The sequence below is a fragment of the Halorussus sp. AFM4 genome, assembly GCF_051194995.1.
GTDB lineage: Archaea > Halobacteriota > Halobacteria > Halobacteriales > Haladaptataceae > Halorussus.
This window is the reverse complement of the sequence record NZ_JBNTJT010000002.1, coordinates 201,887-220,554: the sequence shown is the minus strand read 5'-3', so window position 1 is coordinate 220,554 and position 18,668 is coordinate 201,887. Positions and strand designations below refer to the sequence as shown.

Below are 18,668 nucleotides of genomic sequence, written 5' to 3'. Positions count from 1 at the left end.
TCGAGAGCCCACGAGGGTTTAAATCCGAGAAGGAGTCGAATCCCGACCGGACGTCTCGCGCGGTCGCCCGACGTCGGGGTCGAACCCGACCGGTCCCGGACGGGGACCGCCAGTCCGACTAACTCGAGAGAGCCGAGCCTTAAGATTCGCGACGCCCAATCGACGGGTATGCCGACCGCCTACATCACCGCGCCGCCAGAGGACGCGACCGAACTCGCCGAGACCCTCGTGGAGGAGCGCCTCGCGGCCTGCGTCAACCGGTTCCCCTGCACCTCTGTCTACCGGTGGGAGGGCGAGGTCCACCGGGACGACGAGGTGGTGTTGCTCGCGAAGACCACCGACGAGGCCTACGACCGCCTCGCAGCCCGGGTCGAGGAGCTGCATCCCTACGACGTCCCCTGCATCGAGCGGTTCGAGGAAGCCGACCTGCTCGACTCGTTCGCGGCGTGGCGCGACGAGGAGGTCGCACCCGGCGCGACCCCCGACGAGACGGAGGCGGACCGATGAGCCGAGACCGGGGTCCGTGGGCGCTCGTCCTCGGCGTCTTCCTGGTCGCCGCGGCGGCCATCGCTCGCGGCGCGCTCAAACGACTTCGGGGACGCGAATAGCGACCCGTCAGTCGCGACTCCGCAGTTCGTCCAGCACCGAGAGCGTCGCCTCGGAGTACGACTCGTCGAGCACCACGTCGGCCGCGCGCCTGGCCTTCTCGTCGGCGTTGGCGACCGCGTAGGACTCCCCGGCGACCCCGAACGTCGAGACGTCGTTCTCCGAGTCGCCGATCGCGACGAACTCGGCGGGGTCGCGGTCGAGGAGCCGCGCGACCGACTTCAGTCCGATGCCCTTCTCGATGCTGGGCGACTTGACGTGGTAGGCGAAGCCGGTGTCCACCACTTCCAGGCCGTGCTCGGCCGCCAGCTCCTCCAGCGGGCCGAGCGGCCGGTCGCGCGCGACCGCGACCTCGGTCTCGCGCCACCGGTTCGTGAGGTCGGTCGGGCCCCACCCGAGGTCGTACCCCGCCGCGACGTACTCCTCGGCGACCTTGCGTGCGGCCTCGCCGTCGCCGTTCCGGGTCACCTCCTCGCCCGAGAGGACGACGCCGCCGTTCTCGGCGATGACGTTCTGCGGGATGAACATGAAGTGACAGAGCGCCACCGGGTACGGGAACGCCTTCCCCGTGGCCACGACGACCGGCGCCTCCCAGTCGGGCAGGACGTCGAAGAACCGCGGGTCGACGGAGTCGTCGGGCCGGGTCATCGTGCCGTCGATGTCGAGGACGAGCGGCGGAACCATGGCCTACCGTGGGGGCGTCACAGACAAAAACCGGTCGCTCGACGATCGCGGGAGTGGCCCCCTTCCGGTCGCGTGACCGTCGATCGCCGGGTGAGCCGGTCCCGTGTAGCGCCTCGCGGCGTCAGGCGTCGTCGCGCGCCCAGTCGCGAGAGCGCTCGACCGCCTCGCTCCAGCGGTCGTACCGCGCGTCGGCCGTCGCCGCGTCCATCTCGGGGCGGAACCGTCGGTCGACCCGCCAGTTGTCGCGGAGTTCGTCGACGTCCTCCCAGTAGCCGACCGCGAGGCCGGCGGCGTAGGCCGCCCCGAGCGCGGTGGTCTCGTCGACCTCCGGGCGGACGATGTCGGCGCCGAGGACGTCGGCCTGCAGCTGGCAGAGGTAGTTGTTCTTGACCGCGCCGCCGTCGACCCGGAGGTCGTCGAGTTCGAGCCCGCAGTCCGCGACCATCGCCTCGGCCACGTCGCGGGTCTGGTAGGCGATGGATTCGAGGGTCGCGCGGACGATGTGCTCGCGCCGTGTCCCGCGGGTCATCCCCACGATGGTGCCGCGGGCCCGCGGGTCCCAGTGGGGCGCGCCGAGCCCCGTGAACGCCGGGACGACGTAGACGCCGTCGGTCGAGTCGACGCTCCGGGCCAGCGCCTCGGTCTCGGCGGCGTCCTCGACGAGCGTGACATCCCCGAGCCACTCGATCGCCGCGCCCGTGGCGAAGATGGAGCCCTCGAGGGCGTACCGGACGGGTTCGCCCGAGCGCTGGAACCCGACCGTGGTGAGCAGGCCGTGGTCGCTGTCGACCGGCTCGTCGCCGGTGTTCATCAGGAAGAAGCTCCCCGTCCCGTAGGTGTTCTTGGCGTCGCCGGCGTCGAAGCAGGTCTGGCCGAACAGCGCGGCCTGCTGGTCGCCGAGCGCGCCGGCCACCGGGACCGCCGCGCCGAGGAAGCCCTCTGGGTCGGTCGTCCCGTAGTACTCCTCGTCGCTGGACGGCCGGACCTCCGGGAGGCACGCCCGCGGCACGTCGAACTCCGCGAGCAGGTCGTCGTCCCAGGCCATCTCGTGGATGTCGAACAGCATCGTCCGCGAGGCGTTGGTGACGTCGGTGACGTGCTGGCCGGTGAGGTTGTACACCAGCCACGAGTCGACGGTCCCGAACAGGATCTCGCCGTCCGCGGCCCGCGCCCGGAGGTCGGCCGGCCGGGCGCGCTGGGTCTTGATCGGGTCTGCGTTCTCCAGCAGCCACTCGGCCTTCGTCGCCGAGAAGTAGGCGTCGGGCTGGAGGCCGGTCTTCTCGCGGATGAGCTCGGCCTTCCCCTCGTCCTCCAGTTGCTCGACCCGGTCGGTGGTCCGGCGGTCCTGCCAGACGACGGCGTTGTACACCGGTTTGCCGGTTTCGCGGTCCCAGAGCAGCGTCGTCTCGCGCTGGTTGGTCACCCCGATGGCGGCCAGCCGGTCGGCCTCGACGCCGGCGTCGGCGAGCGCCGACCGGACGACCGTCTTCGTGTTCTCCCAGATCTCCAGCGGGTCGTGCTCGACCCAGCCGGGTTCGGGGTAGCGCTGCTCGTGGGTCTCGTAGGCCTCTGCGACGACGGTTCCGTCGTGGTCGAACACCATGAACCGGGTGCCGGTGGTCCCCTGGTCGATGGCGCCGACGTAGGTGTCGGCCGTCATGGCTCGGTCTGGGTCGGCCAGGCTGATAATGATAGGGCCGACTGGGGACCTAAACGGGGACCGCGTGACATGAGGGAGGCGGAGGCTGTTGCGGTGCTGTGCGGTTGCGGTAACATTGTGACGGCAGTAGCTAGCGCGGTTGAGTACCCCCGGATTTCGGCATCCAATACCGTCCCCTGTCGCATCGCGAAGTACTGCAGGAGCTGAACCCAACAGCGTACCCGCTCCGTTTTCCGGAGAGCACAACCGAGAGACAGCAGTACACTCAAGTCCGCTGGGGCCAACATCCGAGCGAATGACCGACACCGAGGTCCTCGTCGTCGGCGGCGGGTCGACCGGCTGCGGCGTGGCTCGCGACCTCGCCATGCGCGGGGTCGACGTGACGCTCGTCGAGAAGGGGAACCTCACCCACGGCACGACCGGCCGGATGCACGGCCTGCTCCACAGCGGAGGCCGGTACGCAGTCTCCGACAAATCGAGCGCCGAGGAGTGCATCCGGGAGAACCGCGTCCTCCGGGACATCGCCGGCCACTGCGTCGAGATGACCGGCGGCCTGTTCGTCCAGCTCGAGGGCGACCCCGACGAGTACTTCGAGGAGAAGCTGGCGGGCTGCCGGGAGTGCGGCATCCCGGCCGAGGTGCTGAGCGCGCGGGAGGCCCGCGAGGCGGAACCCTACCTGACGAAGGACGTGAAGCGCGCGATCCGGGTGCCCGACGGTGCGGTCGACCCCTTCAGGCTCTGCGTCGCCAACGCCGCCAGCGCCGAACAGCACGGCGCGCGCATCGAGACTCACGCGGAGGTGACCGACGTGCTGGTCGCGGATGGCGAGGACTGCACCGACGGTGACGTCGGCGGCGACGACAGCACCGGCGAGCGAGAGCGCCGCGTCCGGGGCGTCGAGGTCCGCCACGACTCCGGGCCCGGCGAGCGCGAGCACCGCGAGGCGGGCGAGACCGAGGAGATCACCGCCGAGCACGTGGTCAACGCCACCGGGGCGTGGGCCGGCCAGATCGGCGCGATGGCGGGCGTCGACGTGGCGGTCCGGCCCTCGAAGGGCGCGATGGTGGTGATGAACTGCCGGCAGGTCGACACCGTGGTCAACCGGTGCCGGCCGAAGGGCGACGCCGACATCGTCGTCCCCCACGAGACCACCGCCATCCTGGGCACGACCGACGTGGAGGTCGAGGATCCCGAGGACTACCCCGAGGAGCGGTGGGAGGTCGACCTGATGATCGACGAGCTCTCGCAGCTGGTCCCCATCCTGGCTGAGGCCCGGACGGTCCGGTCGTTCTGGGGCGTCCGGCCGCTCTACGAGCCGCCGGGGACCGGCACCGCGGACCCGACCGACATCACCCGCGACTACTTCCTGCTCGACCACGCCGACCGCGACGACCTCGCGGGGTTCACCACCATCGTGGGCGGGAAGTTCACCACGTACCGGCTGATGGCCGAGGAGATCGCCGACCACGTCTGCGACGACCTGGGCGTCACCGCGGAGTGCCGGACCGCGGAGGTCCCCCTGCCGGGCAGCGAGGACGTCTCGGTGCTCGACGACCACATGGAGAAGTTCGGCCTGCGCTCGCCGATCGCCCGCCGGAGCGCCCAGCGGCTCGGCAGCCGGGCCGACGAGGTGCTCGACGTCGACGGGCCGAACCCGGTGCTCTGCGACTGCGAGGCCGTGACCAGGGCGGAGGTACGGGACGCGATAACGCAGTCGGGCACCGACCTCAACGCGGTCCGCATCCGGACCCGGGCCTCGATGGGCAACTGCCAGGGCGGGTTCTGCTGCCACCAGCTGGCCGCCGAACTCCACCCCGAGTACGGCGAGCCCCAGGCCCGCGACGCCCTCGACGAGCTGTTTCAGGAGCGCTGGAAGGGCGAGCGCCACGCCCTCTGGGGCGAACAGCTCTCGCAGGCCGCCCTCAACTACGCGCTCCACGCGGCCACGATGAACCGCGACCGCGACCCGGCGAAGCGCGACCCCGTGAACGACGACGGGCGAGTCGACTTCGCGTCGTTCGACGCCGGGGAACGAACCGAGGCGGAAGGGCAGCGCACCGAATCGGAGGGCCAGCGTGGCGATTGAGGACGACGTCACCGTCATCGGAGGCGGCCTCGCGGGGATGACCGCGGCGCTCGCCGCCGCCCGCGAGGGCGCGGCGGTCCGGGTGCTCTCGCACAAGGACTCGACGCTCCGGAGCGCCAGCGGCCTGGTCGACGTGCTTGGGTATCTGCCCGAGGAGTCGGCGACCGAGCGCGAGCCCGGTCCGCTCGCGGACCCCTTCGAGGCGATTCCGGACCTGCCCGAGCGCCACCCGTACCGGACGGTCGGCCCAGAGGGCGTCCGCGAGGGGCTCGCGCTGTTCGACGACGTCGTCGGCGACCGCTACCGGGGCGGGCACACCGACCGGAACGCGCTGGTCCCGACCCACGGCGGGACCGTCAAGCCCACCGCGCGCTACCCCGCGAGCGTCGCCCCCGGGCTCGCCAGCGACGACCGGCCGGTCCTGCTGGTCGGCTTCGAGACCGTCCCGGACCTCGACGCGCCGCTCGCGGCCGACCACCTCCGGGCCGCGGGCGTCCCCTTCCCGGTCCGGGGCGTCACGGTCCGGTTCCCCGGCGGGTTCCGGGCCGACGCCGCCCGGACCAGACTGGCCGACGCGCTCGACGCGAACGAGCGGGTGACGGTCGGCGACGGGGCGGGCCCGTACTCGGAGTCGCTGCCGATTCGCCGCGCGCTCGCCGAGACCGTCAAAGAGCACCTCGGGGACGCCGAACGCGTCGGCTTCCCGGCCCTGCTCGGCGAGCACGAGACCGGCGACGTGCTGGCCGACCTCGGGGCCGAGCTCGGCGCGGCCGTCTTCGAGGTGCCGACCGGGCCGCCGAGTCTGCCGGGGATGCGCCTCGAGGGCGCGCTCCGCGCGGCCTGCCGTGAGGCCGGCGTGCGGTTCACGACCGGCAATCCGGTGGTCGACTTCGAGACAGAGGGCGGGGCGGGCGGCTCCGCCCCGGACTCCGTCGCCGCGGTCCGCGTCGAGCGCAACGGCGCGGCGATTCCGTTCCGCGCCGACCAGTTCGTGCTGGCGACCGGCGGCCTGGTCGGCAAGGGCGTCGAGTCGGACCGCGACCGGGTGCGCGAACCCGTGTTCGACTGCCGCGTCCCGCACCCGGACGACCGGTACGACTGGTCGGCCGACCGGGCGTTCGGCGACCACGCCTTCGCGCGGTTCGGCGTGGAGACCGACGGAAAACTGCGGCCCCTCGACCGGGCGGGCGACCCGGAGTTCCGGAACCTGCGGGCGGCGGGCGCGGTGCTGGGCGGCTACGACTTCGCCGCGGAGCAGTCCGGGTCGGGGGTCTCGCTCGCCACGGGGCTCGCGGCCGGGCGGCGCGCGGCGCTGGAGGCGACGAGATAGCATGAGTGACGCCGACACAGGGGGCGACCCCCACGACGCGAGCGAACCGGACGACCCGAACGACGTCCGCGAGGAGCAGACCGTCGAGACCGACGAGTTCGAGCCCGTGCAGGTCTTCGGCGAGAGCGAGGAGATGGACCTCCGGCCGGGCAGCGACGACTGCTACAAGTGCTCGACCTGCGACTCGGTCTGCCCGGTCGCGGAGGTCGACGACGAGTTCCCCGGCCCGAAGTTCCAGGGGCCCGAGCAGTGGCGCCTCAAGCGCAAGGGCGACCGCGACGTCGACGAGTCGGTGATGTCGTGCTCGAACTGCATGCGCTGCGACTCGGCGTGCCCCTCGGACGTGCCGCTCAGCCAGATGCACAACACGGCTCGCGGGGAGTTCGTGGACGAGCAGATGGAGAAGCTCTCGCGGGAGTACGTCCGCAACCGCATCCTGGCGAACTACCGGTTCTTCGCCGAACTGGCGAGCAGGGTCCCGCGGCTCGCCAACTTCGTGATGGGCAACTCGCTGGTCCAGGCGGTCAACGAGCGGCTGCTCGGCATCACGAGCGAGCGGGAGTTCCCGGCGTTCGCCGACGAGACGTTCCGCGAGTGGTGGACGAATCGCGGGGGCGCTAAGATCGACAGCGACGAGAAGCGCGTGGCCTACTTCCACGGTTGCTACGCGAACTACAACACCCCGGCGGTCGCCAAGTCGATGGTCCGCCTCTACGAGCACTTCGGCTACGAGGTGCTGGTCCCCCCGCAGAAGTGCTCGGGCACCCCGATGTTCGCCAACGGGATGCTGGACGACGCCCGGCGCGCCGCCGAGACCAACGTCCGGGAGCTCGCCGCCGCCATCGAGGACGGCGCGGACGTCGTCGCCTCCTGCACGTCGTGCTCGATGTCGCTCCGCCAAGAGTACCCCGAGCTGTTCGACTTCGAGGGGACGGCCGGCGTCGCGGCCCGGACCTACGAGGCGCTGGAGTACCTGCGGCTCCACGAGGACCTCGACGGCGCCCTGGAGTCGGCCGACGCCGACCTCGACGACGACGCCTTCGCCTACCACGCGCCCTGCCACGCCCGCAACCAGGGCGTCGACGGGCAGGCGGTCGAACTGCTCGACCGCCTCGACGGCGCGGACGCCGAGGACGTCGGCCCCTCGTGCTCGGGCATCTCGGGCACCTACGGCTGGAAGGCCGAGAAGTACGACACCTCGATGGCGATCGGCGCCGAGATGTTCGACCACATGGAGGCGGCCGACGCCGAGACGGGGCTGACCGAGTGTCCGACCTGTGCGATGCAGATGGAGCACGGCACTGGCTACGAGGTCCGGCACCCGCTCGAAGTGCTGGCCGAGGCGCTGGTCGACGGCGAGCACTGAGAGAAACGGCGTCAGTTCGGCTCGGCTTTCGACGCCTCGCGAGGCGATTACGACGCGCTCTCGTCGGCGAGCGCGAGCAGCTCGCCGTACCCCTCGTTCCTGGGGAACTCCGAGACCACGTCCTGGAGTTCGCCCGTGGAGGCGGCGTCCACGACCACGCTGGCCACGGCCTGCGAGGCGTGCTTCGGGCTCACGCCGGTGTCGAGGCGCTCCTCGACGCGGTCGGTGAACTCCTCGAAGTCGAACTGCTCGGCCTCGTCGGTAGCGACGTACTCGTCGATCCCGTCGGGGAGCTGGGCGGCGAGGTCGTCGGCTTCGCCGGCCTGCAGGCGCTCGCCGAGCGTCCGCAGGACCGCCTCGGCGGCGTCGTTCGCGGTCTGGTCGTCGTCGAACTCTGCGCGCTCCTGGACCTCGGTGAGGAACTGGTCGCGCTTCACGTCCGGTGGTCGGGCACTGAGTCGGAAAGCCCTCACGGCCGCACCGCCCGGGCGGGGCGCTGGAACCCCAAAAGTCCTTTGTTCGGGCCTGATTCGGGCGTTTTGAGTGGTTCCGGGCCCTTCTAGACCTACCCGGTGAGACCAGGATGAGCACCTTCACCGTCGAGACCGAGTGCGGCACGACCAGACAGTTCGACACCCGGCGCGAGGCCGAGGAGGGCAGGGAGACCCACGCGGCGCTCTGCGAGGAGTGCGGCCCCGGCGCGGTCGACATCGTCGCCGGCGACGGGGGGAGCGCCGCAGAGCGCGAGTCGCTCCCGGCGGACGCGGCCGGCGACCGGCCGAGCGAGATGCCCGAGTCGGTCCGGACCGATCCCCTCGACGTGGTCCCGGACTACATGATCGACGTCGTCGACGGCAACCCGACCATCAACAAGCGCGGCTACGCCGTCATCGCAGAGCACTTCGACATCGTCGTCCGGTCCGAGCCCGTCACCACCGCTGGCGAGACCGACCACGAGTACGCCGAGTTCCGGGCCCGGGCCTGGAAGAAGGCCGACGGGCCCGAGTCGGCGTACACCGGCCACGCCACCGCCCGCGCCTCCGAGAGCCGGCGCGGCATCGAGGACAACCTCAACGAGATGGCCGAGACGCGGGCCATGAAGCGCGCGACGGCCTGGGCCTCCGGCGTCGGCATCCTCGCGTGGGAGGAGATGACCGAGTACGTCGAGGAGGGCGCCTGATCAGGACCGCGAGGCCGTTTCTCAATCGGGCGTCCGGGTCGGGCGCTACCGACGTTGGTGACGACGAACGGCCGAGACCACGCTTCGCGCCGCTCCACTCGCGCAAGCCGGTCGTCGAGAGCGCTTCGGGCGCGATGATTCTTTAAGTGTATCGGCGACGAACAGCGGGTATGCGCCGGCTGGAGCTGACGTTCTACGCGCCCGACGTCGAGGTCCATCCGGTCCACACGCTACTGACCGAGCGCGACTACGTGGGCGCCGCCGAGATGGTCCACTGGAACGACGCGGGCGAGACCATGACCCACGCCTTCTACGTCGAGGGCGACCGCGAGGCGTTCGCCGCTGAACTCGCCGAGATTCCCGAGGTGATCGCGTACGACCTCACCCCGGTCGCGGGCGGCGGCTTCTACGCCCACGTCCGGGCCGAGACGACGCCGGTCCAGCGGGCGATGTTCGACGCCTACCACGAGAGCGGCGTCGTCGTCACCTCGACGCTCGACCACACCGACGACGGCGGGGTCACCTTCGAGGCGGTCGGGACCGCCGACGCGTTGCAGGGGCTCTTCGACACGGCTCCCGAGGGGATCGACGTCGAGGTCGAGCGTGTCGGAGGAGTCTCGACCGAACCCGAGGGCGTGGCGACGGTGCTCACCGGGCGCCAGCGCGAGGCGGTCGAGACCGCGGTCGCCGCGGGCTACTACGACGTGCCCCGGACCGCGAGCCACGAGGACGTGGCCGCGGCGCTCGACTGCGCGCCGAGCACGGCGTCGGAGCACCTCCGGAAGGCCGAGTCGAAGGTGCTGCAGACGCTGTTCGGGGAGTGAATCGCGGGCGAAGACGAGGGCCCGTCAGTCGTTCCGCGCCGCCGCGGTCGGCGTCGGCTCGTCCTCGACTACGTCGAGGTCGTCGGTGTAGTAGTCGACCAGCAGGACCGCGAAGGCGCCGACGAAGCCGGCGGTGATGACCGTCGCGAAACGGGTCGGCGTCCATGCGCCGTCCGCGCCAAGGATTCTGGCGACCGGAAGACGCAACGCCCCGACCATCAGCGCGACGAGGAACGTCAGCGTCACCTCCCGGTGGTTCTCGAGCGCCCACTTCACCACGCGGGCGAACGTGAGGATGCCGACCGCGGCGCCGGCGACGAACGACGTGACCGCCACGGCGGGACCGACCGCGGGTTCGAGCGGGCCGCCCCGGACGACGCCGACCGATTCGTCGATGAACGCGTGGAGCGCGTTCGTCATGAAGATGTACTGGCCGAACAGGATGAGCAGTAGCGACCCCGACACGCCGGGCAGTATCATCGCACAAATCGCTATCGCACCGGCCAGGAACAGCACGATCGGTGAGTGGGGAATCGTCGCCGCGGCCGACTCGCTGGCCAGCAGGAACGCGCCGACCAGTCCGACGACCGCGGCGACCTTCTCGCCGGTCGTGTCGAGTCGGACCTCGCTCCACAGGACGAACGCGGACGCCGCGATGAGACCGAAGAAGAACGCGAACAGGACCGCGGGCGAGGACTTCTCGATGCTGGCTATCGCACCCGTCACGCCGACGACGGCGGTGATGATGCCCGCGCCGAGGACGAGCAGGAACGCCACGTCCATCTCGCGGAGCATCGCGGCGATCCGAGCGCGGGCGTCGGGGTCGTACGCCCGGGGCAGGTCGGCAAGCACGCCGGGCTCGAAGGCGGCGATGGCGCCGACGAGCCGCTCGTAGATGCCGGTTATCAGCGCGATGGTGCCGCCCGAGACGCCGGGGACCGCGTCGGCGGCGCCCATGAACACGCCCTTGAGGTAGACGGAGAGCCACTCTCGCATTGCGCGTGGGGTACGACGACCGGCCGGAAAACCGTTTGCTTTCTCGGGGCGGTTCCACTCGTGGCGACGAAGCACGCGCACGAAAGGAACCACGAACCGACGGAAAAACGTCGAGAACGGCCGGAGAGAAACCGGCGGAGAATCGCTGCGATTCGGTCCCTATCGGGGTCAGTTCCGACCGGCCAGCACGAGCGCGCCGGCGTAGGCGCCCACGAGGCCGGCGCGCGCCGGGACCGTCTCCTGGCGCTCGGGCGCGGCCGACCCGGGCGTCGGCGCCGCCATCGACGACGAGTTCGCGGCGTTCGCGTCGCCCGAACTCGTCTGGTTGTCGCCGGTCTGGTTGCCCGCGTCCGTCCCGTCGGGCGCGGTCTGGTCACCGGCGTCCGTCTGGTTGCCCGACGAGTTATTCTGGTTCTGCCGGAGCGGGGTCGACGTCTTCGACAGGTCGACCGTGACGTTCTGCTGGCTCTCGCCGATGACCTGTGCCTCGGTCACCTGGGCGGTCGCGTTGTAGTACGTCAGGTTTCCGCCCTCGAGGGTCCGGGGCGTGGTGAACTGGTACGGGCCCGTCGCTCGCACGCTGACGTTGGTGTAGCCGTTCTGGGGACCCCAGTTGTCGTACCCGGTCGTCGAGTACGGCAGCGTCATCGTGAACTGGCCGTCGGGGCCGGTCTTCGCCTGCTGGGTGTAGGTGAACGACCCGCTCTGGCCGGTCGGCGACAGCCGGACGCTCGCCGTGACCGTGGTGTTGGCCGGGGCGGTCCCTGTCACCGTCGCGCCGGGCACGCGCTCGAACGTCTTGACCCACGACGGCGAGGTCCGGAACAGCGCCTGCGGGTTCACGCCCGCCCGCTGGAGCAGTCGCATCTCGCTCCGGAGCGTCTGGGCGTACTGCGAGGAGTTCGCGGCCGACGACTTGCTCTGCTTGACGACGCGGTAGTGTTCGAGCGCCGGGATCGGCTCGCTCGGGAACGGCCCGATGCCGCCGATCTGGGCCGTGGAGTCGTTGGCGACGAACTGGCGGGCCTGCTTCATCGTGTCGAACCGCCGGATGACGCTCGCGTTCGGCGACTGGGGCGTCTGGGCGAACACGTCGGGGTTCGCGCCCGAGATGCGGTCGTAGTCGACCACGACCGGGCTCGGCTCGACCCGGCTGCCGTGGTAGTTGTAGAGCCGCGAGGCCATCGTCTCGTAGTACGCCTGGTCCTTCATCCGGAACAGGATGCGGGGCTGGCTCTGCTGGCCCTGGTTGAGGCCGGTGTACACTCTCGTGTAGTAGTCCCACCGACTGGCGTTGTTCTTGAAGACGGTCGGCGCGGAGAACTTCGCCGTGGGCTCGACCATCTTCCAGTCGACCATGACGTAGCGGGTCTCCTCGCTGTCGTTACCGAGGTTCTGGAGGATGTTGTTCGCGCGCTGCTCGCTCTGGGCAAGCAGGTAGTTCGCCGCGGTGGTCGCGCCCTCCTGGAACGGGTTGGCGTCCGGGATGCGCTCGCCCTCCACGGTGATCCAGTGACCGTAGTCCCACCACGACATCACGCCGTAGGCGCCCTCGGGATAGTCGAAGTCGCCGTCGCCCTGGCGGTAGGTGCCGTAGTAGTCGAGCTCGTCGGCGTTGTTGGCGTTGCCGTAGTCGCCCTCCTCGGGCGTGTTGTTGGCGAGCCAGTCGAGCGACCCGTCCCACTCGGTGATGGCCCCGGGCCCGGTCTGGCCGGACTGCATCGCGGTCCGGGTCTGGTCGATGGAGGCGTAGCCCGAGTTGCCGAGGCTGGCGGGCGTGACGAGCACGGGCACGATGAGTAGCACCACGAAGACGACCGCGAGGACCTGATAGCCCTCGACGTCGGTCAGCGAGCCGCGGTCGGTGAGGTCCGCCACCGAGAGGATCTGGCTGACAAGGTAGGCGTTCAGCACCGCGACGGGGACCGCGAGGTAGTAGTTGAACCGCACCTGCGTGAACGCGGCGGCGGTGATGAACGCCGCCCAGATCAGCACGAGCAGGAACTCCGCGCGGTGGTCGTCGGTGCGGTAGGTGTTCCAGACCATCCAGATCGCGGCGATGACCGCGGTGAACAGCATCAGGCCGTACTCCTGGATGATGACGTCGTACCACGCGATGCCGTACTGGGGGTAGGTCTGGGAGAGGAACGGCTGGGCTTCGGCGATGGTCCGGGTCTGCGCCCCGGTGCTGAAGCCGACGATGCGCACGAGGTTCGTCCGGACGAGGTTGAACAGCGACGGCAGCGCGAGGTAGACGAAACCGGTGATGGCGAGGATGATCCCGCCGATGGTCGCCGGGTAGAGCGCGGTTCCGAGGTCGCGTGCGTCCCACTCGCGGGCGAGCCACGCCATGAAGACGCAGCCGCCGGCCACCGCGAACGCGAGTAGCGGCTGGAGCGGCGAGAACTTGGTCGGACTCATGTCGAGCGTGCCGAGCGGCACCAGGAGGAGCAGGCCCGCCACCGCCATGCTCACGGCGCCGACGAACGCGAGGTGGTCGGGGCTGACCCCGCGGGCGTAGTCGGCGGTGAGCTTGATGGCGAAGAAGACGCCGAAGATGCCGATGAGGAGCACGCCCGGCGGCCACGTCCACAGGTAGAGCGCGGTGGCGACGCCGGCGAGCGTGCTGTAGACCAGCGGCGCCCGGAGCGCCTCGAGGTCGCGGTCGGCCACCAGTTCGTAGACGGGCTTCTCGCGCTCGCCGACGGTCAGCGCGACCATCATCGCGAGCACGGCGAACGTCTGGAACAGCGGCTCGGCGATGTTGTGGTCGGCGAACCCGACCAGCCCGCGCCGGAGGAACGTGCCGGGGAACAGCGCCAGGACGATCACCCCGAAGAGGCCGCCGGGACGGCCGCCGAGGCGCTTGCCGACCAGGTACGTCGGTATCGCGATGAGCGCGCCGAAGACCGCGGGCGCGACCAGGAGGGTCTTGGCCACGAGCGTGCCGGAGGGGTCGCCGAGGCCGACGATCAGCGCCGCGGTGGCGATCAGCTGGTCGAACAGCGTGCCGAACTGACCCACGCTGGTGCCGAACGGGAAGTTGGTCCACGGGTCGAACGGCATCGTTCTCGGCCAGTGGGTCACCGTGTACTGCACCTGGCGGAGGTGGTACCAGGCGTCGTTGCCGGCGAGGAAGACCTCGCCGTTTCTGATGAACTTTTCGTAGGACTGGAGCCGCACCCACAGCATGAACGCGATCGCTGCGGCGAGTACGGGGACGTGATACCAGTCTTCGAAGCTGTCGAGGACCGACTCCGCAGTGTCGGTTGAGTCCTCGACCTGCTCGGTCTGCTGGCTCATTAGGTTAGGGGAGTGCCAAAATGCGCTTAAGCCTTGTGACTTTGCGATTCGACACTTCGATTCGGCGATACCGCCAGCTGTTAGCTCTCTGATTTCCGGTCTCTCGTGAGGATCTGCTCGTAGACCGGGCCGAGGACGTTACCGAGTGTGAGCCGAAAGTGGGAACTCGTCACTGTGAGGACCGCGAAGTAGACCGCTGCCCCGAAGCAGACGAGTGTAACCACAGGAAGCCAGTGGTTCAATGCTACCATCCCCCTAATCTCGGTGACGACCAGAAACATCACCACTCCACTCGCAGTTTGTGCCGCGATAGGGGCCGGGAAGATCGTCCCACCGAACAGTTCCCGGCAGAGAAACTGGAACATGAGGAACATGAGGGCCTCGGCAACGAGGGTTGCGCCGATGACACCGAGCAGCCCGTACTGCGGGGCGAGAACCACGGCGAGCGGGATATGGATGAGCAGTCCGGCGCAGTTCACTCGGAACGTGAGCTCCGGCCGGTCGGTCCCGCTGATGGCCGACTCAAGTGGAATCTGGTAGATGTAGAATACGTAGAACAGCGAGACGCCGATTAGTGCCTCACCACCCTGGCCAAATCCGGATCCGAAGAACGTCCGCATCAACACGTCGGGCAGCGCGAGCGCACCGAAGAACATCGGGAGGCCGAGGAGTCCAGCGTACGTCACGGCGTTCGCCACGTCCTCGCGGACGTCCTCGCCGAGCGAGGACCGGCCGCTGACTTTCACTTGAAGCGGATTACTGATGCTGGCGGTCAGTTGGGAAGCGGGTAGTACGAGCCGAAGCGCGGTCTCGTAGAAGCCGACGGCACCGTTGCCGACGAACCACCAGATGAGAAGCGGATCTGCCCGCTTGTACACGTCGTTGACGACCGATGTAGGGATACTCCACTTGGCGAACTTGCCAGTATATGCGAACGTCTGACGGGAGGGGAGTGTAGGTCGGACGCCGCTGACGACGGCGACCAGGCCCGCGGTGATGAAGCTGGCGATCGCTAACCCTAGTAGGATGCCGAACGATTCCATCCCGACGTACAGGAGAGCGAGTTGGAACGCGAGGGTTACGATGCTCCGTACCGTGTCCAACCAGAACGACCGACCGGGATAACCGATACCCGAATAGAACCGGTTCAGAATCTGGAAGGCGCCGACCGAGCTAAACACAAGAACGATGCCTAAAACGTCGTCGACGGAGATTCCTTGAACCGGCAGGGCCGGTGAAACCGCGACGAAGATTCCAACGACCACCCCGACGTAGAGGACGTGGAACGCCAGTCCGAGTCCAAGATACTCCGAGGGATTGGTATCGACTTCGCTAACGCGTTTATTGATGGCCTGCCCCAGCCCCGCAGATACCCGGACGAGCATCAGGGCGACGGCCAGGGCGACGTAGTAACGACCGACGCCGACGTTCCCGAGAACCCGCGCGAAGATCATGACGCCGACAAATCCGAACGCCGACATCGTGAACTTCGCTGCGACAGAGACGAGCGCCTCCCTGCCGATGTCGAGATCGGCCGTACTCATTGTTCAGAGGTAGCCGAGCGCTTCAAGGTCGTCTTCAGGGAGTTCGTCTTTCGTGACCGGCCTGTCGGCTCTGTCCTCGAACTCGGCTCTGGCGGCCATCAGTTCCTCGTCCTCCGCGGAATCTCCATCGAGGGTCACCACTCCGTCGTCCGTGGCCACGTGGTTGCGGTTCATTGCGGCGTGGTTCCCGTTCGAGGCCGCGAACGCAGTCTCGCGCTGGAATGACCCATGGTTGTACTCTCGGTCGAGTAACAGTGTAGGAATGTCAATTAGACTGACGACGTCACTCTCAATGGGGATGTTCCGGGAGGCCAAGGGGAGGCGGAGCAATTCGGGACACATGGTGGCGTGGTGGCCCCATTCGCCATATTCACCTAGTAGTTCCCCGTGGTCGGCGACGAAGAGGATTCGCGTATCGTCGGGGATGGCATCCCAGAGACGTTCGAGGCGATAGTCGAGTTCCTCGACTTCGCCGCGGTAGAGCTGACGTGCAATTTCGGCGTCGTGGTCGCTCGCTCGGCCGTTGAGGACCCGGCGGGTTATTTGCTGGGCCTCGCCGCGCGAGACGGGACCGTCGTTCGGATTGTACGGGTGGTGAGGTTCCATGAAGTGGAGCCATCCGAACCACTCCTCGCGGTCGTCGGTCGCGTCAATGAACTCAGATATCACGTCCGCTGCCGTGCGGTACTCCCGGTCCACCGCCGAAACCCGTCGTTGGATTCCCTGCACGGCGTTCCAGACACGCGATGCGACGCCGAACAGTGTGCTCTGGGGAGTCATGTGCTCGGCCACTTTGTCCTTCAGTCCCTTGTCGTGGCGACTCGGCGCCGTGAAGTGGTCGAACCCAAGGTTGTAGCCGTAGCGACCCGAGAGGAATCGGTTGGTAGAGATGCCGTACTTGTACGGGGAGTCAAGCTCCACCGCGACGTTCGAGTCGGCGTCGACGCCGACCTCGCCTGGGTAGATGCCGCCGATTATCGATTGAAAGCAGGAGGGTGTAGCAGTGTTTGTTGCGAACGTAGCCGGATGGGAGTCACCGAGGAACTCCCTCGTTACAGTCATGTACTGGTAGTAGTCGTATCGAAGCGAATCGACCGTCACCAGAAGTGTCGTATCGGTCATCAGTATCACCTATAACCAAGAGCGCTTAAGCGCTGTTCAACCTCGTCATCAGTAACGTGAACCTCCTGGGGTTCGACATAAGGTTCGTACTCACCCGAATCCGTCGCCGACAGTTCAACCCACGGGACCGTCTTAAGCACTGATAGAGGGACATGTCGGTAATGACCATACAGACCCCATTCACCGAACGCTTCACCATGGTCGCTTGACACGACGAAGGTGTCTGCGTCGACGTTCGAACGCAGTAGTTCAACGTCATCGAGGACCCACCGTAGGTTGTCGAGATACGCCTGCCATGCATCAGTGACTGTGAGGTCTCCTGATTGGAGTAAATCCCAGACCGCCCCATCGTCTCCTTTGAGCAGGCGAGCACTCTCGGGTGCGTACTCATCGAGTGCCGGATAGGGCGCGTGTGGTTGCATATAGTGGACGATGAGCCAGTCCGGGTCACGCTCGCGCATCACGTCTATGGCTCGGTCTGTCACCGGTCGCGGTGGGTTGCCACTGAACTCATCGTCCCACTCGTACTTCCAGACCTCGTCAAGGAGTTCGAATGCGTTCGGTGGTATCGAAAACTCGTCACCGAATCGGCGGGTGTGTGGATTGGCCGTGACGTATGCGGTTCTCGATATCTCGTCGCGGTATTCTTCCGTGAAGTTGTCATGCATCCACTCCCAAGAGGTGGAACCGAGTGAGGTGAAGGAGGGAATGGTGTCCGGCAAGAACCCGTACTCGTCCCGTACGGATTTGAGTGCATCTACTCGACAAGTGTCTAATAGTACCAGCACGTCCCACTCTCGCTCGTAGATCGGCGTTCCTTCCGTGTCGAGACTGAAAGTATGGCAGAACCGACGTGCGAAGCCTCCCCAGAAGTCGAAGGCTGCCGAGCGTACTCCGCGCCGGGGACCGTAGGCGTATATCTTGTTCTTTGAATCCTGCACCCAGTCCTGGAACGTCATTTGTAGCCAAGTGCCTCCAGTCTGTCTGACACTTCGTCGTCGTCGACAACTGAATCGTCAGGTTCGAGTTGAGGCTCGTACTCACCGCTGTCGGTTGCAGTAGTCGTCACCCATGGTACCTGTTTGAGAACGGGGGCCGGTGCATGGTGTGGGTGCGCGTACAGGCCCCACTCGCCGAACGCTTCGCCGTGATCCGCCGTGATGGCGACGGTGTCGGCGTCCATGTTCTCCAAAATCGGCTCAACGCCCTTGTCTAGAACCCAGCGCAGGTTGTCCTTGTATGCTTCCCAGACTTCATCTTTTGTTATTACGTCATGGCGTAGCCGTTCCCAGAGACGCCAGTCACGGTCGCGACGATGGGGTGCGTCGTCTTCGTCGCCAGTGTGCGTCGAGTCGAACCACTCAGGATATTTCTCGTAAAGCGTACGGTACGGCGTGTGGGGTTGCATGAAGTGCACAATAAGATTCTGAGGATCATACTCTCTGTGAACGGCGATAGCCCGGTCCGCCATCGCGTCCGGTGGCGTGGTATCGTACTCCTCATCCCAGCCGTACCTCCAGACCTCGTCACACAGGAGGAACAGTTCCGGATTGAAGGTCGCATCACTGAACACTTCCTCCGGTTCAAGGCCGTCGGAGAAAAGATTCGCCGTGACGTACGCGGTTTCGCGGATTTCGTCAAGATGTTCGGAGGCGTATGTCTTGGTGAAGTTCTTCGCGATCCACTCCGGAGACGCCGACCCGAGTGAGTTCATAATTGGAACGTTCTGGGGAATGAAGTCGTACTCGTGAGCGACTTCGGAGAGCACATCTGGTCTACAAGTATCTAACACCAGAAGTACGTCCCATTCGTACTCCCAGACGGAAGTCCCGTAGTTCCACTTTCTCCCGGCGCGCGATAGAACTCCGGTCCAGAGCGCCTTCGCTGCTTCGACCCCGCCGGTCCGGAGCCCGTAATCGTTCATGCGGTCCTTCGATTCTTTGAGCCAATCGTTGAGGGTCATAATG

15 protein-coding genes are annotated in these 18,668 nt (G+C 67.5%); 6 read left to right on the top strand and 9 right to left on the bottom strand.

Translation table 11 applies throughout. The features are described 5' to 3' along the window. The first annotated feature begins 168 nt into the window (after positions 1 to 168). Positions 169 to 507 carry a divalent-cation tolerance protein CutA gene (gene cutA, locus ACQUQF_RS09360; RefSeq protein WP_435178064.1) on the top strand — a complete coding sequence of 113 codons (339 nt, stop codon included), beginning with the start codon at positions 169 to 171 and terminating at the stop codon, positions 505 to 507. A 108-nt stretch (positions 508 to 615) separates the two neighbouring features. Here cutA and ACQUQF_RS09355 read toward each other — a convergent pair whose 3' ends face one another. Continuing rightward, complete coding sequence (locus ACQUQF_RS09355; RefSeq protein WP_435178062.1) at positions 616 to 1,290, bottom strand: HAD hydrolase family protein; 675 nt, start codon at positions 1,288 to 1,290, stop codon at positions 616 to 618. A 121-nt stretch (positions 1,291 to 1,411) separates the two neighbouring features. Continuing rightward, positions 1,412 to 2,950: a glycerol kinase GlpK gene (gene glpK / locus ACQUQF_RS09350; RefSeq protein WP_435178060.1), complete on the bottom strand. Its 1,539-nt coding sequence runs from the start codon at positions 2,948 to 2,950 to the stop codon at positions 1,412 to 1,414. Positions 2,951 to 3,245: 295 nt separating this feature from the next. On the opposite strand from glpK, the gene glpA reads away from it, so the two are divergent. From glpA to ACQUQF_RS09335, 3 genes are read left to right on the top strand one after another with little or no spacing between them, the layout of a single operon-like run. Further along, entirely contained in the window at positions 3,246 to 5,036 is a 1,791-nt protein-coding gene (gene glpA, locus ACQUQF_RS09345; protein ID WP_435178058.1) for an anaerobic glycerol-3-phosphate dehydrogenase subunit GlpA, read from the top strand. Continuing rightward, entirely contained in the window at positions 5,026 to 6,366 is a 1,341-nt protein-coding gene (gene glpB / locus ACQUQF_RS09340) for a glycerol-3-phosphate dehydrogenase subunit GlpB (RefSeq protein WP_435178056.1), read from the top strand. The genes glpA and glpB overlap by 11 nt, the downstream gene beginning before the upstream one ends. 1 nt (position 6,367) lies before the next feature. After that, complete coding sequence (locus ACQUQF_RS09335) at positions 6,368 to 7,732, top strand: anaerobic glycerol-3-phosphate dehydrogenase subunit C (protein WP_435178054.1); 1,365 nt, start codon at positions 6,368 to 6,370, stop codon at positions 7,730 to 7,732. 47 nt (positions 7,733 to 7,779) lie between these two features. Here ACQUQF_RS09335 and ACQUQF_RS09330 read toward each other — a convergent pair whose 3' ends face one another. After that, complete coding sequence (locus tag ACQUQF_RS09330) at positions 7,780 to 8,169, bottom strand: DUF2267 domain-containing protein (protein WP_435178052.1); 390 nt, start codon at positions 8,167 to 8,169, stop codon at positions 7,780 to 7,782. Between the two features lie 146 nt (positions 8,170 to 8,315). Between ACQUQF_RS09330 and ACQUQF_RS09325 the strand changes: the two genes are divergently transcribed. Together ACQUQF_RS09325 and ACQUQF_RS09320 are read left to right on the top strand one after the other, a co-directional pair. Next, complete coding sequence (locus ACQUQF_RS09325) at positions 8,316 to 8,912, top strand: hypothetical protein (protein ID WP_435178051.1); 597 nt, start codon at positions 8,316 to 8,318, stop codon at positions 8,910 to 8,912. A gap of 170 nt (positions 8,913 to 9,082) precedes the next feature. Continuing rightward, positions 9,083 to 9,736: a helix-turn-helix domain-containing protein gene (locus ACQUQF_RS09320; RefSeq protein WP_435178049.1), complete on the top strand. Its 654-nt coding sequence runs from the start codon at positions 9,083 to 9,085 to the stop codon at positions 9,734 to 9,736. 24 nt (positions 9,737 to 9,760) lie between these two features. Here the strand turns inward: ACQUQF_RS09320 and ACQUQF_RS09315 are convergent, their stop codons facing one another. From ACQUQF_RS09315 to ACQUQF_RS09290, 6 genes are all read right to left on the bottom strand, one after another. After that, positions 9,761 to 10,732, bottom strand: a complete 972-nt coding sequence (locus ACQUQF_RS09315; RefSeq protein ID WP_435178047.1) for a DUF368 domain-containing protein — start codon at positions 10,730 to 10,732, stop codon at positions 9,761 to 9,763. Positions 10,733 to 10,900: 168 nt separating this feature from the next. Beyond that, the gene (locus ACQUQF_RS09310; protein ID WP_435178045.1) at positions 10,901 to 14,035 is read right to left on the bottom strand and encodes an oligosaccharyl transferase, archaeosortase A system-associated; all 3,135 of its coding nucleotides are present in this window, start codon (positions 14,033 to 14,035) and stop codon (positions 10,901 to 10,903) included. Between the two features lie 80 nt (positions 14,036 to 14,115). Next, entirely contained in the window at positions 14,116 to 15,579 is a 1,464-nt protein-coding gene (locus tag ACQUQF_RS09305; protein ID WP_435178043.1) for a lipopolysaccharide biosynthesis protein, read from the bottom strand. A 3-nt stretch (positions 15,580 to 15,582) separates the two neighbouring features. Then, positions 15,583 to 16,701, bottom strand: a complete 1,119-nt coding sequence (locus tag ACQUQF_RS09300) for a sulfatase-like hydrolase/transferase (RefSeq protein WP_435178041.1) — start codon at positions 16,699 to 16,701, stop codon at positions 15,583 to 15,585. Positions 16,702 to 16,706: 5 nt separating this feature from the next. After that, positions 16,707 to 17,660, bottom strand: coding sequence for a sulfatase-like hydrolase/transferase (locus tag ACQUQF_RS09295; RefSeq protein WP_435178040.1), 954 nt, complete (start codon positions 17,658 to 17,660; stop codon positions 16,707 to 16,709). Continuing rightward, positions 17,657 to 18,664, bottom strand: coding sequence for a sulfatase-like hydrolase/transferase (locus ACQUQF_RS09290; RefSeq protein WP_435178038.1), 1,008 nt, complete (start codon positions 18,662 to 18,664; stop codon positions 17,657 to 17,659). Before ACQUQF_RS09290 ends, ACQUQF_RS09295 begins: the two co-directional genes overlap by 4 nt. Positions 18,665 to 18,668: the final 4 nt, after the last annotated feature.

Coding starts and splice junctions, on each gene's coding strand:
- ACQUQF_RS09300 (WP_435178041.1), bottom strand. CDS start 16,701: ATGACCGATACGACACTTCTGGTGACGGTCGATTCGCTTCGATACGAC.
- ACQUQF_RS09295 (WP_435178040.1), bottom strand. CDS start 17,660: ATGACGTTCCAGGACTGGGTGCAGGATTCAAAGAACAAGATATACGCC.
- ACQUQF_RS09325 (WP_435178051.1), top strand. CDS start 8,316: ATGAGCACCTTCACCGTCGAGACCGAGTGCGGCACGACCAGACAGTTC.
- ACQUQF_RS09290 (WP_435178038.1), bottom strand. CDS start 18,664: ATGACCCTCAACGATTGGCTCAAAGAATCGAAGGACCGCATGAACGAT.
- ACQUQF_RS09320 (WP_435178049.1), top strand. CDS start 9,083: ATGCGCCGGCTGGAGCTGACGTTCTACGCGCCCGACGTCGAGGTCCAT.
- ACQUQF_RS09315 (WP_435178047.1), bottom strand. CDS start 10,732: ATGCGAGAGTGGCTCTCCGTCTACCTCAAGGGCGTGTTCATGGGCGCC.
- ACQUQF_RS09310 (WP_435178045.1), bottom strand. CDS start 14,035: ATGAGCCAGCAGACCGAGCAGGTCGAGGACTCAACCGACACTGCGGAG.
- glpK (WP_435178060.1), bottom strand. CDS start 2,950: ATGACGGCCGACACCTACGTCGGCGCCATCGACCAGGGGACCACCGGC.
- cutA (WP_435178064.1), top strand. CDS start 169: ATGCCGACCGCCTACATCACCGCGCCGCCAGAGGACGCGACCGAACTC.
- ACQUQF_RS09305 (WP_435178043.1), bottom strand. CDS start 15,579: ATGAGTACGGCCGATCTCGACATCGGCAGGGAGGCGCTCGTCTCTGTC.
- ACQUQF_RS09355 (WP_435178062.1), bottom strand. CDS start 1,290: ATGGTTCCGCCGCTCGTCCTCGACATCGACGGCACGATGACCCGGCCC.
- glpA (WP_435178058.1), top strand. CDS start 3,246: ATGACCGACACCGAGGTCCTCGTCGTCGGCGGCGGGTCGACCGGCTGC.
- ACQUQF_RS09335 (WP_435178054.1), top strand. CDS start 6,368: ATGAGTGACGCCGACACAGGGGGCGACCCCCACGACGCGAGCGAACCG.